At 67.3% G+C, this 20792-nt stretch carries 19 protein-coding genes and 3 tRNA genes; 6 read left to right on the top strand and 16 right to left on the bottom strand.

Annotated features, from left to right (window positions below; genetic code table 11):
• Positions 1-43 precede the first annotated feature (43 nt).
• Both ald and M9980_RS03390 read left to right on the top strand, forming a co-directional pair.
• Positions 44-1150, top strand: a complete 1107-nt coding sequence (gene ald / locus M9980_RS03395) for an alanine dehydrogenase (RefSeq protein WP_250753321.1) — start codon at positions 44-46, stop codon at positions 1148-1150.
• 38 nt (positions 1151-1188) lie between these two features.
• The gene (locus M9980_RS03390) at positions 1189-1413 is read left to right on the top strand and encodes a DUF3072 domain-containing protein (protein WP_250753320.1); all 225 of its coding nucleotides are present in this window, start codon (positions 1189-1191) and stop codon (positions 1411-1413) included.
• A 21-nt stretch (positions 1414-1434) separates the two neighbouring features.
• On the opposite strand, the gene M9980_RS03385 is transcribed toward M9980_RS03390, so the two are convergent.
• The 9 genes from M9980_RS03385 to M9980_RS03350 all read right to left on the bottom strand — a co-directional run bounded on the left by M9980_RS03385 (position 1435) and on the right by M9980_RS03350 (position 7742).
• Positions 1435-2070 (bottom strand): tetratricopeptide repeat protein, encoded by a 636-nt coding sequence (locus M9980_RS03385; RefSeq protein ID WP_250753319.1) that lies wholly within the window; start codon positions 2068-2070, stop codon positions 1435-1437.
• A complete protein-coding gene (locus M9980_RS03380; RefSeq protein WP_250753318.1) occupies positions 2070-2477 on the bottom strand; it encodes a cytochrome c-type biogenesis protein in 408 nt (135 codons plus the stop codon). Before M9980_RS03380 ends, M9980_RS03385 begins: the two co-directional genes overlap by 1 nt.
• Positions 2474-3001, bottom strand: a complete 528-nt coding sequence (locus tag M9980_RS03375; protein ID WP_250753316.1) for a redoxin family protein — start codon at positions 2999-3001, stop codon at positions 2474-2476. The genes M9980_RS03380 and M9980_RS03375 overlap by 4 nt, the downstream gene beginning before the upstream one ends.
• Positions 2998-4935: a heme lyase CcmF/NrfE family subunit gene (locus M9980_RS03370; RefSeq protein WP_250753314.1), complete on the bottom strand. Its 1938-nt coding sequence runs from the start codon at positions 4933-4935 to the stop codon at positions 2998-3000. The genes M9980_RS03375 and M9980_RS03370 overlap by 4 nt, the downstream gene beginning before the upstream one ends.
• Before the next feature lie 217 nt (positions 4936-5152).
• The gene (gene ccmE / locus M9980_RS03365; protein ID WP_250753313.1) at positions 5153-5587 is read right to left on the bottom strand and encodes a cytochrome c maturation protein CcmE; all 435 of its coding nucleotides are present in this window, start codon (positions 5585-5587) and stop codon (positions 5153-5155) included.
• Positions 5584-5712: a hypothetical protein gene (locus tag M9980_RS14265; RefSeq protein WP_277998313.1), complete on the bottom strand. Its 129-nt coding sequence runs from the start codon at positions 5710-5712 to the stop codon at positions 5584-5586. Before M9980_RS14265 ends, ccmE begins: the two co-directional genes overlap by 4 nt.
• Positions 5709-6431, bottom strand: a complete 723-nt coding sequence (gene ccmC / locus M9980_RS03360; RefSeq protein WP_250753311.1) for a heme ABC transporter permease CcmC — start codon at positions 6429-6431, stop codon at positions 5709-5711. Before ccmC ends, M9980_RS14265 begins: the two co-directional genes overlap by 4 nt.
• A gap of 82 nt (positions 6432-6513) precedes the next feature.
• Positions 6514-7566, bottom strand: coding sequence for a Leu/Phe/Val dehydrogenase (locus tag M9980_RS03355; RefSeq protein WP_250753309.1), 1053 nt, complete (start codon positions 7564-7566; stop codon positions 6514-6516).
• A 99-nt stretch (positions 7567-7665) separates the two neighbouring features.
• Positions 7666-7742 (bottom strand) — tRNA-His (locus M9980_RS03350).
• 62 nt (positions 7743-7804) lie between these two features.
• Here M9980_RS03350 and M9980_RS03345 point away from each other — a divergent pair.
• A complete protein-coding gene (locus M9980_RS03345; protein WP_422921380.1) occupies positions 7805-8485 on the top strand; it encodes a prolyl hydroxylase family protein in 681 nt (226 codons plus the stop codon).
• 124 nt (positions 8486-8609) lie between these two features.
• On the opposite strand, the gene M9980_RS03340 is transcribed toward M9980_RS03345, so the two are convergent.
• From M9980_RS03340 to lon, 6 genes are all read right to left on the bottom strand, one after another.
• Entirely contained in the window at positions 8610-11318 is a 2709-nt protein-coding gene (locus M9980_RS03340) for a TonB-dependent receptor domain-containing protein (protein ID WP_250753308.1), read from the bottom strand.
• Between the two features lie 75 nt (positions 11319-11393).
• Positions 11394-12989 (bottom strand): hypothetical protein, encoded by a 1596-nt coding sequence (locus M9980_RS03335; RefSeq protein WP_250753306.1) that lies wholly within the window; start codon positions 12987-12989, stop codon positions 11394-11396.
• A 202-nt stretch (positions 12990-13191) separates the two neighbouring features.
• The gene (locus M9980_RS03330; RefSeq protein WP_250753305.1) at positions 13192-13584 is read right to left on the bottom strand and encodes a hypothetical protein; all 393 of its coding nucleotides are present in this window, start codon (positions 13582-13584) and stop codon (positions 13192-13194) included.
• A 94-nt stretch (positions 13585-13678) separates the two neighbouring features.
• Positions 13679-13753, bottom strand: a tRNA-Val gene (locus M9980_RS03325).
• Positions 13754-13840: 87 nt separating this feature from the next.
• The gene (locus tag M9980_RS03320; RefSeq protein WP_250753304.1) at positions 13841-14113 is read right to left on the bottom strand and encodes an HU family DNA-binding protein; all 273 of its coding nucleotides are present in this window, start codon (positions 14111-14113) and stop codon (positions 13841-13843) included.
• Between the two features lie 146 nt (positions 14114-14259).
• Positions 14260-16668, bottom strand: coding sequence for an endopeptidase La (gene lon / locus M9980_RS03315; protein WP_250753303.1), 2409 nt, complete (start codon positions 16666-16668; stop codon positions 14260-14262).
• A 118-nt stretch (positions 16669-16786) separates the two neighbouring features.
• Here lon and M9980_RS03310 point away from each other — a divergent pair, with 118 nt between their 5' ends.
• The gene (locus M9980_RS03310) at positions 16787-18490 is read left to right on the top strand and encodes a M1 family metallopeptidase (RefSeq protein WP_250753302.1); all 1704 of its coding nucleotides are present in this window, start codon (positions 16787-16789) and stop codon (positions 18488-18490) included.
• A 142-nt stretch (positions 18491-18632) separates the two neighbouring features.
• Here M9980_RS03310 and M9980_RS03305 read toward each other — a convergent pair whose 3' ends face one another.
• A complete protein-coding gene (locus tag M9980_RS03305; protein WP_250753300.1) occupies positions 18633-18860 on the bottom strand; it encodes a hypothetical protein in 228 nt (75 codons plus the stop codon).
• A 101-nt stretch (positions 18861-18961) separates the two neighbouring features.
• Here M9980_RS03305 and M9980_RS03300 point away from each other — a divergent pair.
• Positions 18962-19046: transfer RNA gene (locus tag M9980_RS03300), tRNA-Leu, on the top strand.
• Positions 19047-19123: 77 nt separating this feature from the next.
• Complete coding sequence (gene tig / locus M9980_RS03295) at positions 19124-20740, top strand: trigger factor (RefSeq protein ID WP_250753298.1); 1617 nt, start codon at positions 19124-19126, stop codon at positions 20738-20740.
• Positions 20741-20792 lie beyond the last annotated feature (52 nt).

Raw genomic sequence — 20792 nt, 5'->3', positions numbered from 1 at the left:
GAGTATAGCGCGATCCAACGAAAACCGGCCTGGAGAGTCCCCAATGCGCATCGGCGTTCCCAAGGAAATCAAGAACCACGAATATCGCGTCGGGCTGACCCCGCCGTCGGTCGCCGAACTCGTCGCCGCGGGCCACGAAGTGATCGTGGAGACGCAGGCCGGTTCGGGAATCGATTTCGACGACCAGGATTATGTTGACGTCGGCGCGCGCATTGTCGGTACGCCGGCGGACGTGTTCGCGCAGAGCGACATGATCGTGAAGGTGAAGGAGCCGCAGGCGAGCGAGATCGCCCTGCTCGAGCCGCGCCACGTGCTGTTCACCTACCTTCACCTCGCCGCCGACAAGCCGCAGGCCGAGGGGCTGATGAAGTCGGGCGCGACCTGCATCGCCTATGAGACGGTGACCGGCCCACGCGGCGGCCTGCCGCTGCTGAAGCCGATGTCGGAGGTCGCTGGCCGCATGTCGGTGCAGGTCGGCGCGCACTACCTCGAAAAGGAACAGGGTGGCCGCGGCGTGCTGCTCGGCGGCGTCCCCGGCGTCGCGCCGGCGAAGGTCGCGATCCTCGGCGGCGGCGTCTCCGGCGTCAACGCCGCGCAGATGGCGGTCGGGATGCGTGCCGACGTCACCATCTACGACATCTCGAACGACCGTCTCGCCGAACTCGACATGTTCTTCTCCAGCCAGATCAAGACCGCTTATGCCTCGAAGGCTGCGATCGCGGCGGCGGTGAAGAACGCGCATCTGGTCATCGGCGCGGTGCTGGTGCCGGGGGCCGCGGCGCCGAAGCTCGTCACGCGCGACATGCTGAAGACGATGAAGCGCGGGTCGGTGCTGGTCGATATCGCCATCGATCAGGGCGGTTGCTTCGAAACCAGCCATGCGACCACGCACGAGGATCCCGTCTTCGAGGTCGACGGCGTGATCCATTACTGCGTTGCCAACATGCCGGGCGCAGTCGCCCGCACGTCCGCCTTTGCGCTCAACAATGCGACGCTGCCGTTCGCGCTGAAGCTCGCCAACATGGGCGCCGAAGCCGCAATGAAGGCCGACCCGCACCTGGCGGCGGGCCTGAACGTGTACAACGGCAAGATCGCGTACAAGGCGGTCGCTGACGACCTCGACCTGCCCTACCAGAGCTGGAACGGATAAGGAACATCGGCGTTGGGCATCGTGGAAGGAATTTCACGATGTCCGACGCCCAACACGACAATCCCAAGGATCACCCGACCGGCAATGCCGAGAAGGATCCCGACGACTGGACCACCGGCGACGAGCCGATGACCGGCGCGCAGGCAAGCTATCTCAAGACCTTGTCGGAAGAAGCTGGTACCGGCTTCGAAGACGGCCTGACCAAGGCCGAAGCATCGAAGCGGATCGACGCGTTGCAGGCGGAAACCGGACGCGGTCAGTAATGCTCCCGGCAGCCGGGTGGGTCAGCGCGCGTCGCGGCCCATCGGGCTGGCCAGGAACGCATCGAGCAGCGCCAGCCGCTCGCTGATCTGTGCTCGAAAGGCGATGTCGGGCGACAGCAGGAACGCCCGCATCCACCATTTCCGCGCCTCGCGAAACTCGCCTGCCCCGATCAACGCCACCCCCAGGAAGAACGGCGGGCCCGGATCGTTCGGGGTCAGCTGCATCGCCCGATTGAACGCGAAGCGCGCCGCGGGCGAGATGGTGTTGCCGTCGTTGGCGACATAGGCGCTGCCAAGCGCGGTCCACACCGCCGAGTCGTTGGGGTTGGCGTTGGCTCCACCGATCAACAGCGCAATCGCCGTTTTGCTCGATCCCGAACGGATCAGCGCATCGGACGCGAAGAACAGCGATTCCGCCTGGGTATGGCGCCCGAACATCTCGACCCGGAGTTCGCTCAGGCCCGGATCGACCTCAACCGCATGGGCACTGGGCGACACCGATATGCCGGGCAGACCGGGCCGCGCCTGCAACGCATAGCCCGCGGCGCCGAGCATCAGCGCAGCGCCGACGAAGCTCGACAGGCTGCGCGGCACGCCGAGCACGCGCGCCAGCACGAATGCCCCTGCCCCCAGCACCGCCAGCGCGATCCAGCCCATCAGCCCTTCCTCTTCCGAAAGCTCGCCCGCGCGACCAGCAGTCCGATGCCGAGCAGCGCGATCGGCGCCAGCCACAGCGGCGCGGTCAGCGCGTTGAGCGGCGGGTCATAGGTTACGTACTCGCCGTAGCGTTCGATCAGCCAGTGACGGATCGATCCCGGCGCCTCGCCCCGCGCGATCCGCTCCCGCACCAGCGCACGCATGTCGGCGGCCATTTCGGCATCGCTGTCGGCGATCGACTGGCCCTGGCAGACCAGGCAGCGCAGCGTCTCCATCAGCGCCTTGGCCTTCGCCTCCTGCGCCGGATCGGCGAGCGCGGTGTTCGCATAGCGCGCCGGCGGCAGGTCCGAATCGGCCAGCGCCGGGGTGGCAAGCGCGAGCGCCAGCAGGAGCGCGGCGCCCTTCATTTTGCCGTCCGCACCGTCGCCAGGATGCCGGCAACCTCGTCGGCGCGGATGTCGCCGACGTGCTGCGCGACGATCCGCCCGCGGCCGTCGATCACGAATGTCTCCGGCACGCCCGACGATCCGAGCGAAAGCTGCACCGCGCTCACGCGGTCGTCGCCGATCCGCTCGTAGGGGTCGCCGAAGCGGGTCAGGAAACGGCGGACGTCGACGCCCTTGTCACGGATCGCGATGGCGTCGATGCGGACGCCGGCCCGCTTCAACGCCAGCAATTGCGGCGCCTCCGCCGCGCAGGGCACGCACCAGCTGGCGAAGACATTCAACAACCGCGGCTCGCCGCTGCGGAAGGCGGCGGCGTCTAGGCCCGGCTTGCCGGGCACGCTCGGCGGCAGCGTGAATTCGGGCAAAGTCTTGCCGACCATACCCGACCGCACGGTGCGATCGGCAGGATGCTTCAACTCCGCCGCCGCCACCCACAGCACCGCGGCGAACGCGACGAACGGCGTCCAGATCAGCCAGCGCTTCATCCGTACCGCGCCTCCTTCGCACGCACTCGTTCGACCTGGCCCGCGCGCCACACCCGCCCGAGCAGCGACAGAGCGCCGCCCAGCGCGATAAGGGCGCCGCCCAGCCAGATCAGCGTCACGAATGGCTTCCACCATATCCGAAGTTGCCACGTCCCGTCCTGCCCTTGCGCGCCGAGTACGGCGTAGAGCTGACCGTCGATCCGCGTCGCGATCGCGGCTTCGTTGGTGGTGGTCGGCGGGTTGGCGAAGAAGCGTTGCTGCGGGCGCATCGGAAACGGTGTGCCGTCCGCCCCGCGCCGTGCGACCAGTCGCCCCTCCAGTGCCGACCAGTTTGGGCCGATCGCGGGGCTGATGCCGGTGAAGGTCACCTCGAACGGCCCCGACCGCACGGTCTGGCCCGGACGTGCGGCGACCAGCGTCTCCTTCGTGAATGCGCTGTCGCTCGCCATCCCGAACAGGCTCACCGCCGCGCCCAGATGCGCGATGACCATGCCCCAGGTGAACAGCGGCGTGCGGCGCAGGTTACGACCCCACAGCGGCGCCAGGCTGCCGACGCCGACGCCGACCGCCACCACCAGCCCGGCAAACGGCAGCACGCCGATGCCGCGCGCGAACACCACCAGCAGCCCGAGCGTCAGCATCGCCGCACCGATCGGTACGATCAGCCTGCTCGCCAGCGAATCCCACGCGTCACGCCGCCAGCGGATCAGCGGCCCGGCGACCAGCACCATCATCAGCGCGAGCGCCACCGGTCCCGCCGCCTTGTTGAAGAACGGCGGCCCGATCGACAGCTGAACCCCGCCTGCCTGCGCCACGATCGGATAGAGCGTGCCGATCAGCACGACGCCGAGGATCACGGTCAGGAGAAGATTGTTGAGCACCAGCGCACCCTCGCGACTGAGCAGTTCGAACGTCGTCCCCGCCTTCACCGTGCCGACGCGCAGCGCGAACAACAGCATCGCCCCGCCGATGTAGAGCGCCAGCAGCGCGAGGATGAAGCTGCCGCGCGTCGGATCGACGGCAAAGGCGTGGACGCTGGTCAGGATGCCCGACCGCACCAGGAACGTGCCGATCATGCTCATCGAAAAGGCGACGACCGCCAGCATGATCGTCCATGCGCGGAGCCCATCGCGGGTCGCCAGCACGGTCACCGAATGCAGCAGCGCGGTCGCCGCCAGCCACGGCATCAGCGACGCGTTCTCGACCGGATCCCAGAACCACCAGCCGCCCCAGCCGAGCTCATAATAGGCCCAGTATGATCCCGCGGTGATGCCGAGCGTCAGGAATATCCACGCTGCCAGCACCCACGGCCGCATCGCGCGCGCGAACGCCGGCCCGACGTCGCGTGTCACCAGCGCACCCACCGCGAAGCTGAACGCTACCGAGAGCCCGACATAGCCGAGGTAAAGCGTCGGCGGGTGGAAGGCGAGGCCGGGGTCTTGCAGCAGCGGGTTCAGGCCGTTGCCGTCGGCCGGCGCGGGATCGACCCGAGCGAAGGGATTGGACGCAAGCAGCAGGAACGCGAAAAAGCCGAGCGCGATCGCCGCCTGCGCGCCCAGCGTCGCGACCAGCGTCCGCTCCTCCAGCCGCTTCTCCAGCAGCGCTATCGCGGCGCCGGCGATGCCCAGCACCATCACCCACAGCAGCATCGACCCCTCGTGGTTCCCCCACGCACCGGCGATCTTGTACAGCATCGGCTTGGCCGAATGGCTGTTCTCCGCGACCAGCAACACCGACATGTCGGAGCGCATGAACACCGCGACGAGGCAGAGGAACGAGACAAGCCCGAGCACGCCGCCGACCACCGCGACCGGGCGGACGGCCACGGCGACATCCGCGCGCCTCGCCCGCAAGCCGATCGAGGCCATGGCGAGCTGCAGGAGCGCCATCGCCGCGGCGAGCCACAGGGCTGCGAGGCCGGCTTCGGCGATCATTGTGGCGGCGGTCCCGCAAACACACTGGCGCTCTTGCCTAGGCGAGAGTTTGGGATAATCGACGACAGCGCCCGCAACTCTGGGCTCCCGCCTGCGCGGGAGCACGGGGGCGAATGGGGCGACGGGCTCATATCCGAGAGACTCATCGTGCTCCCGCGCAGGCGGGAGCCCAGGGTCACGCGCGATACCGCCCATCTACGCTCGCGGGTCACGCCGCTCATTTCTCCAGCGTCTCGGTCTTGTGCATCTTGCCCGCCATTTGCGGCGGCATGTAGCGTTCATCGTGCTTGGCGAGGATGGTGTCGGCGACGAAGCCGCCGTTCGCGGCCACCTGCCCTTCGGCGACCACGCCACTGCCCTCGCGGAACAGGTCGGGGACGATGCCCTTGTACACCACCGCGACCGTCCGGGCGTTGTCGGTCACGACAAAGCGCGTGGTGACGCCATCGGCCAGCTTCGCGACCGACCCGACGGCGACCATGCCGCCCAGCCGCATGCGCTGGCCTACCGGGTTGCCCGCGGCGGCAAGGTCGCTCGGCGAGTAGAAGAACGCGGCCTGATCCTTCAGTGCCGACAACGCGAGCAGCCCCGCCCCCACCACCGCGGCGAGCGCGAGGAGGACCAGGGTCAGGCGCTGATGCTTCGCTTTCACGGGCGTTTCAGCCTGTCGGCGGCGCCCTCGGCGCGACGCATCGCCATCCACGACACGAAGGCGACCGCGATGCTGGCGACCAGCGTCAGCCCCCAGGCGGCCAGGACGAACGGCCAGGCGTTCATGCCGCCATCCGCCGCATCCGCGCCTCGACGCGCTGCCCGGCCAGGATCGTCCGCATCCGCATCAGCACGACCGCGCCGAAGAACAGCGAGAAGCCCGAGAGCGTAAACCAGAGCGGCCACAGGATCGCGCTATCGATGCTCGATCCCGAAACGGTGATGCTCGGGCCTTGATGCAGCGTATTCCACCAGATGACCGAATAGCGGATGATCGGCAGCAGCACCGTCCCCGCCACCCCGAACAGCGCCGGCACGCGCCCGTCGCCGCCCCGCTCGGCATCGGCGCGAGCGAGCGCGAGATAGGCGAGGTACACGAAGAACAGCAGCAGCATCGACGTCAGCCGCCCGTCCCACTGCCACCACGTCCCCCAGGTCGGGCGCCCCCAGATCGATCCCGTGGCAAGGCACAGGAATGCGAACAGCGCCCCCGGCAGCGCGATCGCACGCGCGGCGACGTTGGCGAGCGGGTGGCGCCAGACGAGATACGAAATGCTGGCGATGGCAAGGCTCGACCAGCCGCCCATCCCGAGCCACGCGGTCGGCACATGGATATAGAGGATGCGAACGCTCTCGCCCTGGAGGTAGTCGGGCGGGGTCTGCGTCAGCCCGGCCCATGCTCCGATCGCGATCAGCGCCGCACCGAGCCAGAACAGCACGGGCGTCAGCGGCCTCGCGATCTTCAGGAAGCGGGCAGGATTGGCGAGGGCATGAAGACTTGGCACGGCTGACGATTGCTAGGCGAAGATTGCGGTGACGTCACGTGCGACGTGTGGGGGAGGACGCGCGGCACCCTCCCGCCCAGAATCAGCCCCGCCCGATCAGGCGGCGGGCGATGGCGTCGGCGACGTCGCTGGAGGGCTGGCCGGTGCGATCGGCCTCGTCCCACACTTCGACCAGGCGGTCGGGAATGCGGGCAATGCGCGCCTCGACCTCGGCACGGTCGCCGTGGCCGAGATACTCCAGGCCGACGTTGATGATGCCGCCGGCGTTGATGACATAATCCGGCGCGTAGAGGATGCCGCGTGCGGCGAGGACCGCGCCGTGACGTGCCTCGCGCAGCTGGTTGTTGGCACCACCCGCCACCGCCTTGCAATCGAGCGCGGCGATCGACGTTTCGTCGAGGATCGCGCCGAGCGCGTTGGGGCTGACGATGTCGCACGGCGTCGCGAGCACCGCGTCGGAAGCCGCGACGTCCGCGCCGAGTTCTGCCGCGAGCGCGCGGGCCTTCTCCTCGTTCACGTCGGCGATGGTCAGCTTCGCGCCGTCCGCGGCCAGCAGCCGGGCGAGCCCGCCGCCGACGCTGCCGACGCCCTGGATAGCGACGTGCACGCCCTTCATGCTCTCGGCCCCCAGCGCACGCCGGGCGGCGGCGTTGACGCCCAGATACACGCCCATCGCGGTGAACGGACCGGGGTCGCCCCCCGCCCCGCCCGCCGCAACCGGCAGGCCGGAGACGTGCTTGGTGCGCGTGGCGATGGTGCCCATCCGCGCCTCGGACATGCCGACGTCCTCGGCGGTGACATAGCGCCCGCCGAGCGACTCGACCGCATCGCCGAATGCGACCAGCTGCGCCTCGGTGATCGTCGCGCCCGGCTCGCTCGCCAGCACGACGCCCTTGCCGCCACCCAGCGGCAGGCCGGCCATCGCGTTCTTGTAGCTCATGCCACGCGACAGGCGCAGCGCGTCGGTGATCGCCGCGTCGCCGCTGGCATAATGCCAGAAGCGCACGCCGCCCGCTGCCGGCCCAAGCTTGGTCGAATGGACCGCGACGACCGCGGTCAGGCCGCTGGCCGAGTCGCGGAAATGGTGCACGCCCTCGTGCTCATCGAAATCGGGAAGGTTCCAAACCGCGCTCATCGCTACCTCGACCGGCTGATATGAAATGTCAGGGTCGCGCAATATTGTTTTAGGCGGCGTTGCGCCAGCCCAAACTTGGCTTTTCAGGCTGCGGGAAAATGGGGCGACCGACGGGACTTGAACCCGCAACATCCGGCATCACAAGCCGACGCTCTAACCAATTGAACTACGATCGCCGTGGAAGGGGCGCGCTTAGCCGGGGTTGCGTCGGCGATCAAGGCTCGGGCACAATGATTTCATGCTTGCTGCCGATACCGTAACCCAGGTCCAGCCTTCGCCCGGGTCGGGCTATCCGCCGCAGCCGGTGATCGCGCGGTTGATGGCGCATCCCGGCTTGCAACGGGTGCCCAATCCCAAGCTCAACCTGTTCATCTGCCGCAATTTTCTGGACGCGAAAACCTGCACCGAGGTGATCCGACAGATCGATGCGGAGCGCCAGCCGTCGACCGTATCAGACTATAACGGCGACGATGCCTTCCGGACCAGCGAGACCTGCCACCTGCCCGACGCCGATCCGACCGTCGCCGCGATCGACGCGCGAATCGCCGCGCTGACCGGCCTCGACATGGCGCACGGCGAACCGATGCAGGGCCAGCGCTATGCGGTGGGTCAGGAGTTCAAGGCGCACACCGACTATTTCGAACCGCGCGGCGCCGATTTCGCGAAGTTCTGCACGGTGTCGGGGCAGCGGACCTGGACCGTGATGATCTACCTGAACGCGGTCGAAGCCGGCGGCGCGACCCGGTTCAAGGCGATCGACAAGATCGTCCAGCCCGAGGTCGGCAAATTGCTCGCCTGGAACAATTTGCGACCCGACGGCAGCGTTAACCCGTCGACGCTCCACCACGGCATGAAGGTACGAGCGGGCACGAAATACGTCATCACCAAGTGGTTTCGCGAGCGCGCTTGGCCGCGATAACTCCTCCCCGGCACGGGGAGGTGGCACGCAAAGCGTGACGGAGGGGGTAGGCCGCGAGCGCAGCGTAAGCGGCCATCCCCCTCCACCAGCTGCGCTGGTCCCCCTCCCCGTACCGGGGAGGATTTTAGAACTTGGCGCTCAGGCCCAGCGAAAACACCCGGCCGATGTCGTAGGTGTTGACGTCCACGCGCTTCCCGTTGCCGAAATCCTGGAATTCCTGATAGCGGGTCTTGGTCAGGTTGCGCGCCTCGAACTTCGCCTCGAACTGGCCGCCGGCGATCTCGAAGCCCTGGCGCGCGACGATGTCGAAGCGGATGCCGGGGCGCTCCTTCAGGTCTGGCAGGCGCACGCCGCCGCCCGCCGACACCGGCCCGCGATTGGTCACGCGGTCGCTGGCGTAGTTGAACAGGAACGTCAGCTGGCTGAGCGACGCCTTGTCCTCGATCCCGAGCTGCAGGTTCACCAGGTGGTCCGACTGCCCGACCAGCGGCGCGCCATCGCGGAACAGGAGGTTCGCCGGCTGGAGCACGGGCGCGCCGTTCAGCGGCTGCAAGGGGCTGGCGACCAGCTCGGTGCCCGCCGACACCTTCGACTTAGTGTAGGTGTAATTGGCAATCGCGATGATGCGTTTCGTCGCGAAGAAATCGCTGGAAAACACGGTATCGAGCGGGAAATATTTCTGAACCTCGACTTCCGCGCCATAGAGTTTGGCGGACGGCGCATTGGAGAAGCCGGTCTGGAGGCTGTCGGTGCCCGCCGGGAAGAACGCGATCGCCTCGATCGGATTGTCGATCTTCTTGAAGAACCCGGCCAGCGTCACGCGCTGGTCGCGGGCGAAGAACCATTCGTACCGCGCCTCGGCATTGTACAGCTGCGAATCGACCAGCAGCGGGTTGCCGAAGAACTGGCGATCGCTTTCGAAATCCTGGTAGATTTGCGGCGCAAGCTCGCGGAATTGCGGGCGGGCCAGCGTCTTCGAACCGTGCAGGCGCAGCTGCTGGTCGGCGGCGAAATTCCACGTAACCGTCAGCGCGGGCAGCCAATAGCCGTTGTTCAGCCGCGTGTTGCGGGTGCCGCCGATGGTGTTGACCTGCTCGTCGGCCTTTTCATAGCGAACCCCCGCGGTGGCGCGCAGGCCGTCGAGCACCTCGCCCTCGACCTGGCCGTAGCCGGCATGGATCGTCAGCGCCGCATCATAGGCCGACGCGCCGAGCGCGGTCGATGTATTCTGCAGGATGATGCCGAACCGCTGGATAGACGAATCGGACAGCAGGAAATCGGGTCGCTGCTGCGCCGCCACCGGGTTCAGTGCGACCCCGCCCGGCAACTGGTATCGGAAGGTGTAGCGCGTCGAATCGCGGCTCGTATCGCTGTAGTAATAGCCCGCCGACAGCGACACCGGGCGGGCGGTCGGCAGCTTGTAGGTGACGTCCGCCTGGCCGGACCAGAGCGTCTCGTCCAGTTCGGAGAAGTTGACGCTCGCGCCCATCAGGCCCGACAGATTATTCACGTAATCCTTCGCGAGCGCACTGTCATACTGATAGGTGAACGCGCGTTCGTAGGGCGAATTGCGCTTCGTGTTCGCATAGCTGCCGCGCAGGTCGACCGAGAGATCGTCGAAGCGGAACTCGCCGACCAGCTGGCTGTCGAACAGCTGACGCTCGAACCAGTTGGTGTTCTGTTCGACGAACGGCTGGATGCCACCGGCCAACACGCCGATGTTGCTGGTATTGCCCCGCGCCAGCCGCCCCTGCTTGAGCGTGTCGTGGATATAGAGGTTGGTGAAGCGGATCTTGTGCTCGCCGAACTGCGCGCCCAGGCCGATCAGGCCGTTCACGATCACGCGATTGTCGGTCAGCACGGTGCGGAAATCGCGGACCAGCGCGCCCGATGCGGCGTCGGTCACCTGCTGGGTCGCGTCGCGCGTCCGCCAGCCGTTGTTGATCCCGCCCGCGCCGATGATCCCCAGCCGCACCCCGCCCACGTCCACCGACGTACCGAAGCTCATGTCGCCCGACCAGTTGGCCGGAATGTGGTTGTTGGCGAGCAGCAGTGTCGTCGGCGCGTTAGAGAGGTTGATGAGGTCCGCGGCATTGGTCACCGACGTGCCCGCCGCACCCGCCGCCTTGATGAAGCCCGGCACGGTGCGCTCGCCCGAATCGAACCCGGTCCAGTCGTGGCGTCCGCCGTCATAGACGTAGCCGAGTTCGCTGGTCGTCACCGTGTCCGCGCTGATCGCGCCGCCGATCTGAAGGAAGCTCTTTTCGGGCACCGCCAGCGTCGTCAGGTTGATGACGCCGCCGCCGAACTCGCCCGCGTAGTTGGCCGAATAGCTCTTCTGCACCAGGCTGGAGGCGATGACGTTGGTCGGGAAGATGTCGAGCGGGACGACGCGGCGCAGCGGCTCGGGGCTCGGGAGCGGCGATCCGTTCAGCAGCGACGAGGAATAGCGGTCGCCAAGCCCGCGCACGAACACGAAGCCGTTGCCGACCAGCGACAGCCCGGTCACGCGCTGAAGCGCCCCGGCGATGTCGCCCTCGCCCGTGCGCGCGATATCCGCCGCCGACAGCACCGACACCACCTGCGGCGTGGCGCGCACGACGTCGGGGATGTTGCGCCCGACGACGACGATATCCTCAAGCTCCGGCTGGCCCGGCGCCGACACTTCGATCGGTGCGTCCTGCGGCGCGGGCTGGGGCGCAGACGTGGCGTCCTGGGTCGCTTCTGCGGGCGGCGTGCTCGCGGTGGACGCGGGCGGCGTGGCAGTCTGGGCGAGCGCGGCGGGCGCCACGAACGCGGTGCTCGCAAGGCAGAGGGCGGCGAAGGTCTTCATGGGGCGACGGCTTCCGGTGTCGAGGGGGTTGGGAACCGGGGCGGCGGCTTGGGGAACGCCGCCCCGGACCGCGCATCAGCTCGGCAGGCCGGTGCAGGCGCCGCTGGTGGTGCCGAAGTTCGCGCGGTTGGAATTGCAGGTCCAGCCGCGGAACCACGTGTCGTTCGGGCCGCTGACCGCGCCGATGTAGCTGGTCTGGACGAAGAATGCCGATCCCGACGGATTGAGCGTCGCGGCATTGAACGGCGTCACCGCCAGCGTGGTGCTGGTCGGGTAGAAGCCGTTCTGCAACGCCGTCGCCGCGGTGCCGTTCGTCGTGTTGTTGCTGCCCGCAGCGACCAGCGCATCCTGTTCGGCGGTCGTCACCGTGATGCCGTTGACGGTGGTGGTCGTCGACAGGCTGCCCGTGCAGGCGAAGAACAGCGCGTTGAACACCGGCGGACCATTGTCCTGCAGCGCGCTGTTGGCGCCGCGCACCGTCGACTTGTCGGCCGACGACGTCTCGCCCGCCACGATGTTCAGGCACGGCGTGTTCGACTGGACGATGCCGTTCACCATCGTCACGTCGGCGCCGCCGCGGATGCGGATCGCGGCGTTGGTCGCGGTCGAGGTGTCGATGAAGGTGAAGTTCGCCAGACGGTAGTTCTGGCGCGGCAGCGCGTCCTCGTTGCCGTTCGAATCGATCTCGGTCGAATAATTGTCGGTCTGGGTGTTGTTCGGCTTCTGCGCCGCGATCAGGAACTGGACGAAACCCTGCCAGCCCACATCGGTATCCAGCCCGTCGTCGTCGGCGCCGGTAATCGCCAGATAGCGCATGTTCACGCGACCGCCGAACACCTCGATCCCGTCGTCGGACGAATTGTGGACCTGGACGTGGTCGATCGTCGTGCCCGAACCAACGCCGCCCAGCGTCAGCCCCTGCAGCTCGTTGTTCGGGCTGATGACGGTGCCCGAATAGCGGATCTGGACGTAGCGGAACGTGCCCGACGTGTCAGTCGGCGTGGCGCCACCGTACAGCGCGTTGCCGGTTCCCTCGACGACGTTCTCGCAATTGACCGCGCCGCCGGCGACCCCCCCGAGGTTGCAGTTCGAGATCGGCGCACGGCCGGCCAGGATCACGCCGCCCCACAGCCCCTGCGATTCGTCGGTGACGCCGCCGGTTAGGTTCTGCTGTGCGGTGAAGACGATCGGCTGGCTCTCGGTGCCCTCCGCGGCGATGCGGCTGCCGCGGTTGACGATCAGGAAGTCGTTGTCGGCATTGGTCGTGTTCGCGAAGATCAGCACGCCCGCGGCGATGTTCAGGATGCCGGTCTGGGTGCTGGCGGTGCCCGATCCGCCGGCATCGACGCCGACATCGACGCGGCCGTTGATCTCATAGGCGACGCCCGCGACCTTCGCGAGGCTGAGCGAGCCGGTGATGAGCGACGGCAGGCGGCACGCGCGGTAGTTGCCGACGACGCCGCCGTCGTTGAAGCCGCTGGGGCAGCTGGCCGCCGGGGTACCCGGGGTCGGCGTTGGCGTGCCGGTGGAACTGGGCGAGGGTGTCGGGGCTGGAATGACGACCGTTCCCTCGCCCGGCGATGCCACGCTCGACGCGCCGTCGCATGCGGAGAGCGCCAGGGCTGCGGTGCCGGCCATCAGGACGTGGCCGAGGGTCTTCAGGTTGCGCATGACGTCTCCCGTGTCGCTTTCGCGTGTCGCTGTGTGGCGGAAGGCGCGTGCCCCCCGGGACCGACTCAGGAACCCCCCTGTCGATCACGAGGGCTGCGCTAGGGACGCGATATGACGCGCGTGTGCCACTTCGGCGACGCGGGCGTGACGATGATGTTACGGGTGTGTGACGATTGCTCAGCGGCGGCTGCGGCGGACGGCGTCAGGGGGTTTCGGTAGCCTCGCGCGCACGCCAGCGGCGCTCGGCCAGTTCGATGATCGCGGCGTCGCGCGTGGCCGACAGGCAGGCGGACAGGTCGCGGCCCGTGGCGGCCCACGCCCGTCGTCGCGCCCGTTTCGACGCATCGGTTGCGGAGAGATAGCGCGGCCGGGCTTGGGAAAAGCAGGAGACGAGCGACGAACAGCCGACCGCATCGACACCGGCATCGCCGCTGGACTGTCTGATCCGGCAGGTCGGCACGTCGTCTGCGAAGACCAGCACGCCGCGCCAGTCGTCCAGCCGCCGCCCCAGCACGACGATGTCGTCGGCCGGAGCCTTGGGCCGGGGATGGGCCTGCGTCGTACCGAGCAGCGCGGCTGCGATCGCCAGCAACATGCTATCCCGCTCCCGAAGCCTCTGCCCGGCAACCGTCGCCGATCGCCGGAAACCAAAAAGCCCGCCGCCCGGTTGCGGGCTGGCGGGCTTTTAATGGTGGGCGCGACAGGGATTGAACCTGTGACCCCACCCGTGTGAAGGGTGTGCTCTACCGCTGAGCTACGCGCCCCCGAGCGTGGCCGAAGCCGTCGGGAAGCGGGCCTTTAGGCAACGCGGGACACGCTGTCCAGCCCTGCCGTCGCCCGCGCAACGCTTCTCAGTTGACCGCGTCCTTCAGGCCCTTGCCCGCCTTGAACTTCGGCTGCGTCGATGCCTTGATCGTCATCGGTTCGCCGGTGCGCGGGTTGCGGCCCGTCGATGCCTTGCGCTTCGAGATCGAGAAGGTGCCGAAGCCGACCAGGCGCACCTCGTCCCCCTTCTTCAGCGACGCGGTGATGACGTCGAACACCGCCTCCACCGCCTTGACCGCATCCCCCTTGCCCAGGCCGGACATGTCCGCGACCTGGCCGATCAATTCCTGCTTGTTCATGCGCCGAAAACCCCCGTCCTGAAACGCCACTGAATTGGAACGGCGAGTCCCCCCGCCTGGCGCGCAGTAATGCGACGCATGTCCGCCAAGTCAAAGGGATTCGGCATCCTTGCGTCGCCGTAACGACGAAAGGATGCCGTAGCGGATCAATGATGCACTGCGTCACTCACCGGCGCGACGCCGGGGGGCGGCATCGCGGCCAGCTCGTCCGCGTCGCTCCAGTCGATCGCGGTCAGCTCCTCGGTCAGCGCCAGGCGGAGCACCTCGTCAACGTGCTTGACGGGAATGATCTCCAGCCCCGCGCGGATATTGGCGGGGATTTCGGCCAGATCCTTCTCGTTCTCTTGCGGGATCAGCACGGTGGTGATGCCGCCACGCAGCGCCGCGAGCAGCTTTTCCTTCAGGCCGCCGATCGGCAGCACGCGGCCCCGGAGCGTGACCTCGCCGGTCATCGCGATCTCGCGCCGCACCGGCACGCCGGTCAGCGTCGAGACGATCGCGGTGACCAGCCCGATGCCCGCCGACGGACCGTCCTTCGGCACCGCGCCCTCGGGCAGGTGGACGTGAACGTCTTTGCGGTGGAACAGGCTCGGCTTGATCCCGTAAGACGGCGCGCGCGCCTTGATGAAGCTCATCGCGGTTTCCGCCGACTCCTTCATCACGTCGCCGAGCTTGCCGGTCAGCTTGATCGCGCCCTTGCCGGGCACGGTCACGCTTTCGATCGTCAGCAATTCGCCGCCGACTTCGGTCCAGGCGAGCCCGGTGACCGCGCCGATCTGATGTTCCTCCTCGCTGAGGCCGTGGCGGTACTTCTGGACACCGGCGAATTCGTGGAGGTTGTCGGGCGTGATCGTCACGCTCGTCACCTTCTTCTCCAGGATCTGACGCAGAACCTTGCGCGCCAGCTTGGCGATCTCGCGCTCCAGCGTGCGGACGCCCGCCTCGCGCGTGTAGTGCTGGATCAGCGCGCGCAGGCCCGCGGTCGTCAGCTCGAATTCGCCCGGCTTCAGCCCGTGCGCCTCGACCTGCTTGGCGAGCAGGTGGCGTTCGGCGATCTCGACCTTCTCGTCCTCCGTATAGCCCTCCAGCCGGATGATCTCCATGCGGTCGAGCAACGGCTGCGGCAGATTGAGCGAGTTCGCCGTCGTCACGAACATGATGTCCGACAGGTCGACGTCGACCTCGAGATAATGGTCGTTGAACTTCGCGTTCTGCTCGGGATCGAGCACCTCGAGCAGCGCCGACGCCGGATCGCCGCGGAAATCCTGGCCGAGCTTGTCGATCTCGTCGAGCAGGAACAGCGGATTCGACGTGCCGGCCTTCTTCAAATTGGTCACGATCTTGCCCGGCAGCGAGCCGATGTACGTGCGGCGATGCCCGCGAATTTCTGCTTCATCACGCACACCGCCGAGAGATTGACGGATAAATTCGCGGCCGGTGGCCTTGGCGATCGACTTGCCGAGCGAGGTCTTCCCGACGCCGGGCGGGCCGACGAGGCACAGGATCGGCCCCTTGAGCTTGTTGGTGCGGGCCTGCACCGCGAGATACTCGACAATGCGGTCCTTGACCTTTTCCAGCGCGTAATGATCCTCGTCGAGCACGCCTTGTGCCGCCGCGATGTCCTTCTTGATCTTGGATTTCTTGCCCCACGGCAGGCCGAGCAGCACGTCGAGATAGTTGCGCACGACGGTCGCCTCGGCGCTCATCGGCGCCATCGTCTTCAGCTTCTTGAGCTCCGCGGTCGCCTTGTTCCGGGCTTCCTTGGAGAGCTTCAGCGTCGCGATCTTCTGGGTCAGCTCGGCAACCTCGTCGCCCTCGCCTTCCTCGCCCTCGTTGCCGAGCTCGCGCTGGATCGCCTTCAACTGCTCGTTGAGGTAATATTCGCGCTGGGTCTTCTCCATCTGACGCTTCACGCGGCTGCGGATCTTCTTCTCGACCTGCAACACGCCGAGCTCGCCCTCCATGAAGGCGAACACCATCTCCAGCCGCTTGCGCGGGTCGTTCTCGACCAGCAGCGACTGCTTGTCGGCGACCTTAACCGAGATGTTGCCGGCGACGGCATCGGCCAGACGCGAGGCATCCTCCAGCTCGCCCAGCTGCACCGCGGTTTCGGCGGGCAGCTTGCGGTTCAGCTTCGCATAATTCTCGAACTGGTCGATGACCGAGCGCATCAGCGCCTTCAGCTCGGCGCTCTGCTCCTCGAGCGACTCGTCGCTGGCCGGCACCGCGGTCACTTCCGCGGTCAGGAAGGGGCCGCCCTCCTCCAGCGTGGCAAGCGCCGCGCGCTCCTTGCCCGCCACCAGCACGCGGACGGTGCCGTCGGGCAGCTTCAGCAACTGCATCACCTCTGCGGTGACGCCGGTATCGTACAGGTCGTCGCGACCGGGATCGTCCTCGCTCGGATCGAGCTGGGCGATGAGCAGGATTTCCTTGTCGTCGGCCATCGCCGCTTCCAGTGCGGCGACCGATTTGTCGCGACCGACGAACAGCGGCACGATCATGTGCGGGAACACGACGATGTCACGCAGGGGCAGGACGGGATAGCTGGTCTTCATGGATACTCCGGCGCCGCCCGCAGACGATGGGCGGCAGTTGACGCCTTATATGGTGAGGGTTGCGAAGGCATCAATCACCGTGCGACCACCCGCCGTTCCGGCATTCGAAGGGAAATCGATGCGTCCGCTGCTTCTCGTCACCGCGCTGCTCTGTTCGACCGCCGCTCTGGCCGAGGGGGGCAAGCCGCCGATCACCGCGCAGACCGCGAAATCGGGCGGGCCGCTCGACCCCGACCAGGCGAAGCTTTCGCTCGATACCGTCGACCTGGCGTTCGAGGTATTTCCGGCGACCGAGACGATGGCCGGCGTCGCCACGCTGAACTTCACCGCGAAGCAGGCCGTGACGCGGCTGCCGATCGACCTGGACAAGAACCTGCCCGTGTCGGCGATCAGCATCGACGGCGCGGCGCTGGCGCGATCCGCCTGGAGCAATCCCGACGGGCGGCTGATGGTCACCCTGCCCCGCCGCATCGCCGCGGGCACGAAATTCGCTGCCAGGATCGCCTATGGCGGCACGCCGCATGTGGCGGTGCGCGCGCCGTGGGACGGCGGGTTCGTCTGGTCGAAGACGAAGGACGGCCAGCCGTGGATCGCGACCGCGGTGCAGGGTGAGGGCTGCGACCTGTTCTGGCCGTGCATCGACCACCCGACCTATGAACCGACCCGCGCCGACATCCACATCACGGTGCCCAAGGGGCTGAAGGCGATCTCCAACGGCGTGCTGCGCGCGGTGGGATCGTTCCCCGATGGCCGCACGACGTGGCACTGGTCGGCCAAGCACCCGACGATCTACGGCATCGCGCTGAACATCGCGCCGTATGAGGAAGTGAAGGGCATCTACAAGAGCCGCTTCGGCAACAGCTTCCCGATGCATTACTGGTATCTGCCGGGCGAAAAGGCGCAGGCGGAGGCGCTGTTCGCCGAATTCGCGCCGACACTCGATTTCTTCGAGACATGGATCGGGCCGTTCCCCTTCGCCGACGAGAAGCTGGGCGTGGTCGAGACGCCGCACCTCGGCATGGAGCATCAGTCGATCAACGCCTACGGCAACGGCTACAAGAAAGCGCCCGAGGGGTTCGACTGGCTGTTCCAGCATGAGTTTGCGCACGAATGGTTCGCCAACCAGCTGACCGCCGCCGACTGGGACGACATGTGGCTGCACGAGGGTTACGGCAGCTACATGCAGCCGCTGTACGGCAAGTGGCGGGAGGGCGATGCGCGCTACGTCGCCATGCTGATGAAGCAGCGCGAGACGATCCTGAACAAGGCGCCGATCGTGTCGGGCCGCCCGCGCACCGAGGAGGATGTGTACGACGCCGACAAGGGCGGGCCCGGCGGCGACATCTACGTCAAGGGATCGTGGATGCTCCACACCCTGCGCGGGCTGATCGGCGATCCGGCGTTCTTCGAGGTGACGCGGCGTGCGGTCTATGGCCGGCCCGATCCGAAGCCGGGCAATTTCATTCCGCGCTACAGTTCGTCGAAGGAATATCGCGCAATCGTCGATCAGGTGACGAAGGCCGATTACGGCTGGTTCTTCGACGTGTACCTCGATTCCGCGGCGCTGCCCGACCTGGTCCAGACCCGCACCGGCAGCACGCTGTCGCTGGCGTGGAAGACGCCGAGGAACCTGCCCTTCCCGATGCCGGTCGAGGTCGACGTCGATGGCAAGCTGACCCGGCTGGCGATGACCGGCGGACGCGACACGCTGACCGTGCCCGAAGGCGCGCACGTCGTCGTCGACCCGATGGCGCGCATCCTGAAGCGGTCGACGGCGATCGAGGCGGTGCAGGCGCAGCAGGCGGCGATGCGGGCGAAGTAGGTCAGGGCGCGACCCCAGTGAACGAATGCCCTTCCCCACCGCCGTTCGTTTCGAGCGAAGTCGAGAAACTGGTGGTAGCGCCTGACCCGTTTCTCGATTTCGCTCGAAACGAACGGGTCAGGGCCGATGGATTGTCAGCCCCCTACCCCGTCGGCTGGGTCATCGGCGACGGCACGTCGATGTTCGGCATCGGTGGAGAAACCTCGGGCGGTGGCGCCTCGGGCTGAGCCGGCGAATTCGGCACCGGCGGCGTCTCGGGCGGCGTGGCGCCAGGGTTGGGGTGATCCGGCGCGGGCTGGCCCGGGGTGGGCATCGGCGGTGTTTCGGGCGGGGGCGATCCGGGTTGCGGGATCGGCGGTTCGACAGGCATCGGGGAATCTCCTTCCTGCCTCCAACGCCCCGAATCTCGGGCGGTTGCGTGAGCGTAGCGCTTTGCTATAGAGCCGCGCGCACACGGCGGGACTTCGCCGCGCGGGCGTGGCGGAACTGGTAGACGCAGCAGGTTTAGGTCCTGCCATCGCAAGATGTGGGGGTTCGAGTCCCTTCGCCCGCACCAGTTCCTCAACCACGTGATCGCGTGGGCGGCGGACCGGCGCCACCGATTGATATTTCTTGAGAAAGCAACCGCAGACCATGCAGACCGTCGAGACGCTGAACGAAGGCCTCAAGCGCGCCTACACGATGACCATCACCGCAAAGGATATCGACGCCAAGGTCGATGCCGAGGTGAAGCGCGTCGCTCCGCAGGTGCGGATGCCCGGTTTCCGTCCCGGCAAGGTGCCGGTCAACCTGGTGCGCAAGATGCACGCCGAGGCGCTGACCCAGGACGCGCTGAACGCAGCGATCCAGCAGGGCGTGCAGGACCTGATGCAGTCGAACAAGCTGCGCCCGGCGATGCAGCCTTCGGTCGCGCTGGCCGATGGCTATGCGCCCGGCAAGGACGCCGAGATCACCGTCGAGCTGGAAGTGCTGCCCGACGTCCCCACCCCCGCGATCGACGGCCTGACGCTGGAGCGGCTGACCGTTCCCGCCGACGAAACCGCGCTCGACGCCCGCATCATGGAGCTGGCGCAGGGTTCGAAGTCGTATGACGACGCCAAGAAGGGCCACAAGGCCGCGACCGGCGACCTGGTCGTCATGGACTTCGTCGGCAAGACCGAGGACGGCGTCGCCTTCGACGGCGGCACCGGCACGGACATGTCGGTCGAGATCGGCACGGGTCGCCTGATCCCCGGCTTCGAGGACCAGCTGGTCGGCGTGAAGAAGGGCGACGAGAAGACGATCTCGGTCACCTTCCCCGAGGATTACGGCGCCGCGAACCTGGCCGGCAAGCCCGCGACCTTCGACCTGAAGATCACCGACGTGCGTGTCGCCGGCGAAACCAAGGTCGATGACGCGCTCGCCAAGAACCTGGGCCTCGAGAGCCTGGAGCAGCTGCGCGGCATCCTGAAGGGCCAGGCCGAGCAGGAGCTGAACGGCCTGACGCGCACCCACATGAAGCGCAAGCTGCTCGACCAGCTCGCGGCCGGCCACGACTTCCCGGTCCCGCCGTCGATGGTCGATGCCGAATTCCAGCAGATCTGGCACCAGCTGGTCCACGAGACCGAGCATGAGGCCGATCCCGCCGCCGCGCTCGCCGAGATCGAGGCCGAGAAGGACGATTACCGCAAGATCGCCGAGCGTCGCGTGCGCCTGGGCCTGCTGCTCAGCGAAATCGGCCAGGCGAACGGCGTCGAGGTCAGCCAGCAGGAAATGAGCCAGCTGATGATGCAGGCCGCGCAGCAGTATCCGCAGGACCAGCGCCAACGGTTCCTGGAGTACATCCAGCAGGAGCCGATGGCCGCCGCCCAGTTGCGCGCGCCGCTGTATGAGGACAAGGTCGTCGATTTCCTGTTCGACAAGGCCGAGATTTCGGATCGCGAAGTGACCCGCGAGGAGCTGGAAGCCGCGATCGAGAGCGACGACGGCTTCGATACGGGTACGCACAGCCACGACCACGACAAGCCCAAGCCGCGCAAGTCGGCGAAGGCGAAGTCGGACGACGCGGCTCCGACCAAGAAGCCCGCTGCGAAGAAGGCCAAGGCAGCCGACGCCGAGCCGGCCGCGGCTGGTGACGAATTGGTCGAGGCCGAGCCGGTGAAGAAGGCAGCGACGAAGAAGGCTCCCGCCAAGAAGGCTGCCGAGCCGGCGGCGGAAGAGGCGCCCTCCAAGCCTGCCGCCAAAAAGCCGGCTGCGAAGAAGAAGGCCTGACTTGCCTTCCCTCTCCCGTCGGGAGAGGGTTGCGCAGACTTGGGTCGCGTTC

Origin of the sequence: Sphingomonas donggukensis (genome assembly GCF_023674425.1) — a bacterium.
Taxonomy (GTDB): Bacteria; Pseudomonadota; Alphaproteobacteria; order Sphingomonadales; family Sphingomonadaceae; genus Sphingomonas; species Sphingomonas donggukensis.
This window is presented reverse-complemented; position numbering and strand designations above follow the sequence as displayed.

Excerpts from the sequence above, each read along its gene's own strand:
- ald (WP_250753321.1), top strand. The coding sequence starts at position 44 with ATGCGCATCGGCGTTCCCAAGGAAATCAAGAACCACGAATATCGCGTC.
- M9980_RS03390 (WP_250753320.1), top strand. The coding sequence starts at position 1,189 with ATGTCCGACGCCCAACACGACAATCCCAAGGATCACCCGACCGGCAAT.
- M9980_RS03385 (WP_250753319.1), bottom strand. The coding sequence starts at position 2,070 with ATGGGCTGGATCGCGCTGGCGGTGCTGGGGGCAGGGGCATTCGTGCTG.
- M9980_RS03380 (WP_250753318.1), bottom strand. The coding sequence starts at position 2,477 with ATGAAGGGCGCCGCGCTCCTGCTGGCGCTCGCGCTTGCCACCCCGGCG.
- M9980_RS03375 (WP_250753316.1), bottom strand. The coding sequence starts at position 3,001 with ATGAAGCGCTGGCTGATCTGGACGCCGTTCGTCGCGTTCGCCGCGGTG.
- M9980_RS03370 (WP_250753314.1), bottom strand. The coding sequence starts at position 4,935 with ATGATCGCCGAAGCCGGCCTCGCAGCCCTGTGGCTCGCCGCGGCGATG.
- M9980_RS14265 (WP_277998313.1), bottom strand. The coding sequence starts at position 5,712 with ATGAACGCCTGGCCGTTCGTCCTGGCCGCCTGGGGGCTGACGCTGGTC.
- M9980_RS03355 (WP_250753309.1), bottom strand. The coding sequence starts at position 7,566 with ATGAGCGCGGTTTGGAACCTTCCCGATTTCGATGAGCACGAGGGCGTG.
- M9980_RS03345 (WP_422921380.1), top strand. The coding sequence starts at position 7,805 with ATGCTTGCTGCCGATACCGTAACCCAGGTCCAGCCTTCGCCCGGGTCG.
- M9980_RS03340 (WP_250753308.1), bottom strand. The coding sequence starts at position 11,318 with ATGAAGACCTTCGCCGCCCTCTGCCTTGCGAGCACCGCGTTCGTGGCG.
- M9980_RS03335 (WP_250753306.1), bottom strand. The coding sequence starts at position 12,989 with ATGCGCAACCTGAAGACCCTCGGCCACGTCCTGATGGCCGGCACCGCA.
- M9980_RS03330 (WP_250753305.1), bottom strand. The coding sequence starts at position 13,584 with ATGTTGCTGGCGATCGCAGCCGCGCTGCTCGGTACGACGCAGGCCCAT.
- M9980_RS03320 (WP_250753304.1), bottom strand. The coding sequence starts at position 14,113 with ATGAACAAGCAGGAATTGATCGGCCAGGTCGCGGACATGTCCGGCCTG.
- lon (WP_250753303.1), bottom strand. The coding sequence starts at position 16,668 with ATGAAGACCAGCTATCCCGTCCTGCCCCTGCGTGACATCGTCGTGTTC.
- M9980_RS03310 (WP_250753302.1), top strand. The coding sequence starts at position 16,787 with ATGCGTCCGCTGCTTCTCGTCACCGCGCTGCTCTGTTCGACCGCCGCT.
- M9980_RS03305 (WP_250753300.1), bottom strand. The coding sequence starts at position 18,860 with ATGCCTGTCGAACCGCCGATCCCGCAACCCGGATCGCCCCCGCCCGAA.
- tig (WP_250753298.1), top strand. The coding sequence starts at position 19,124 with ATGCAGACCGTCGAGACGCTGAACGAAGGCCTCAAGCGCGCCTACACG.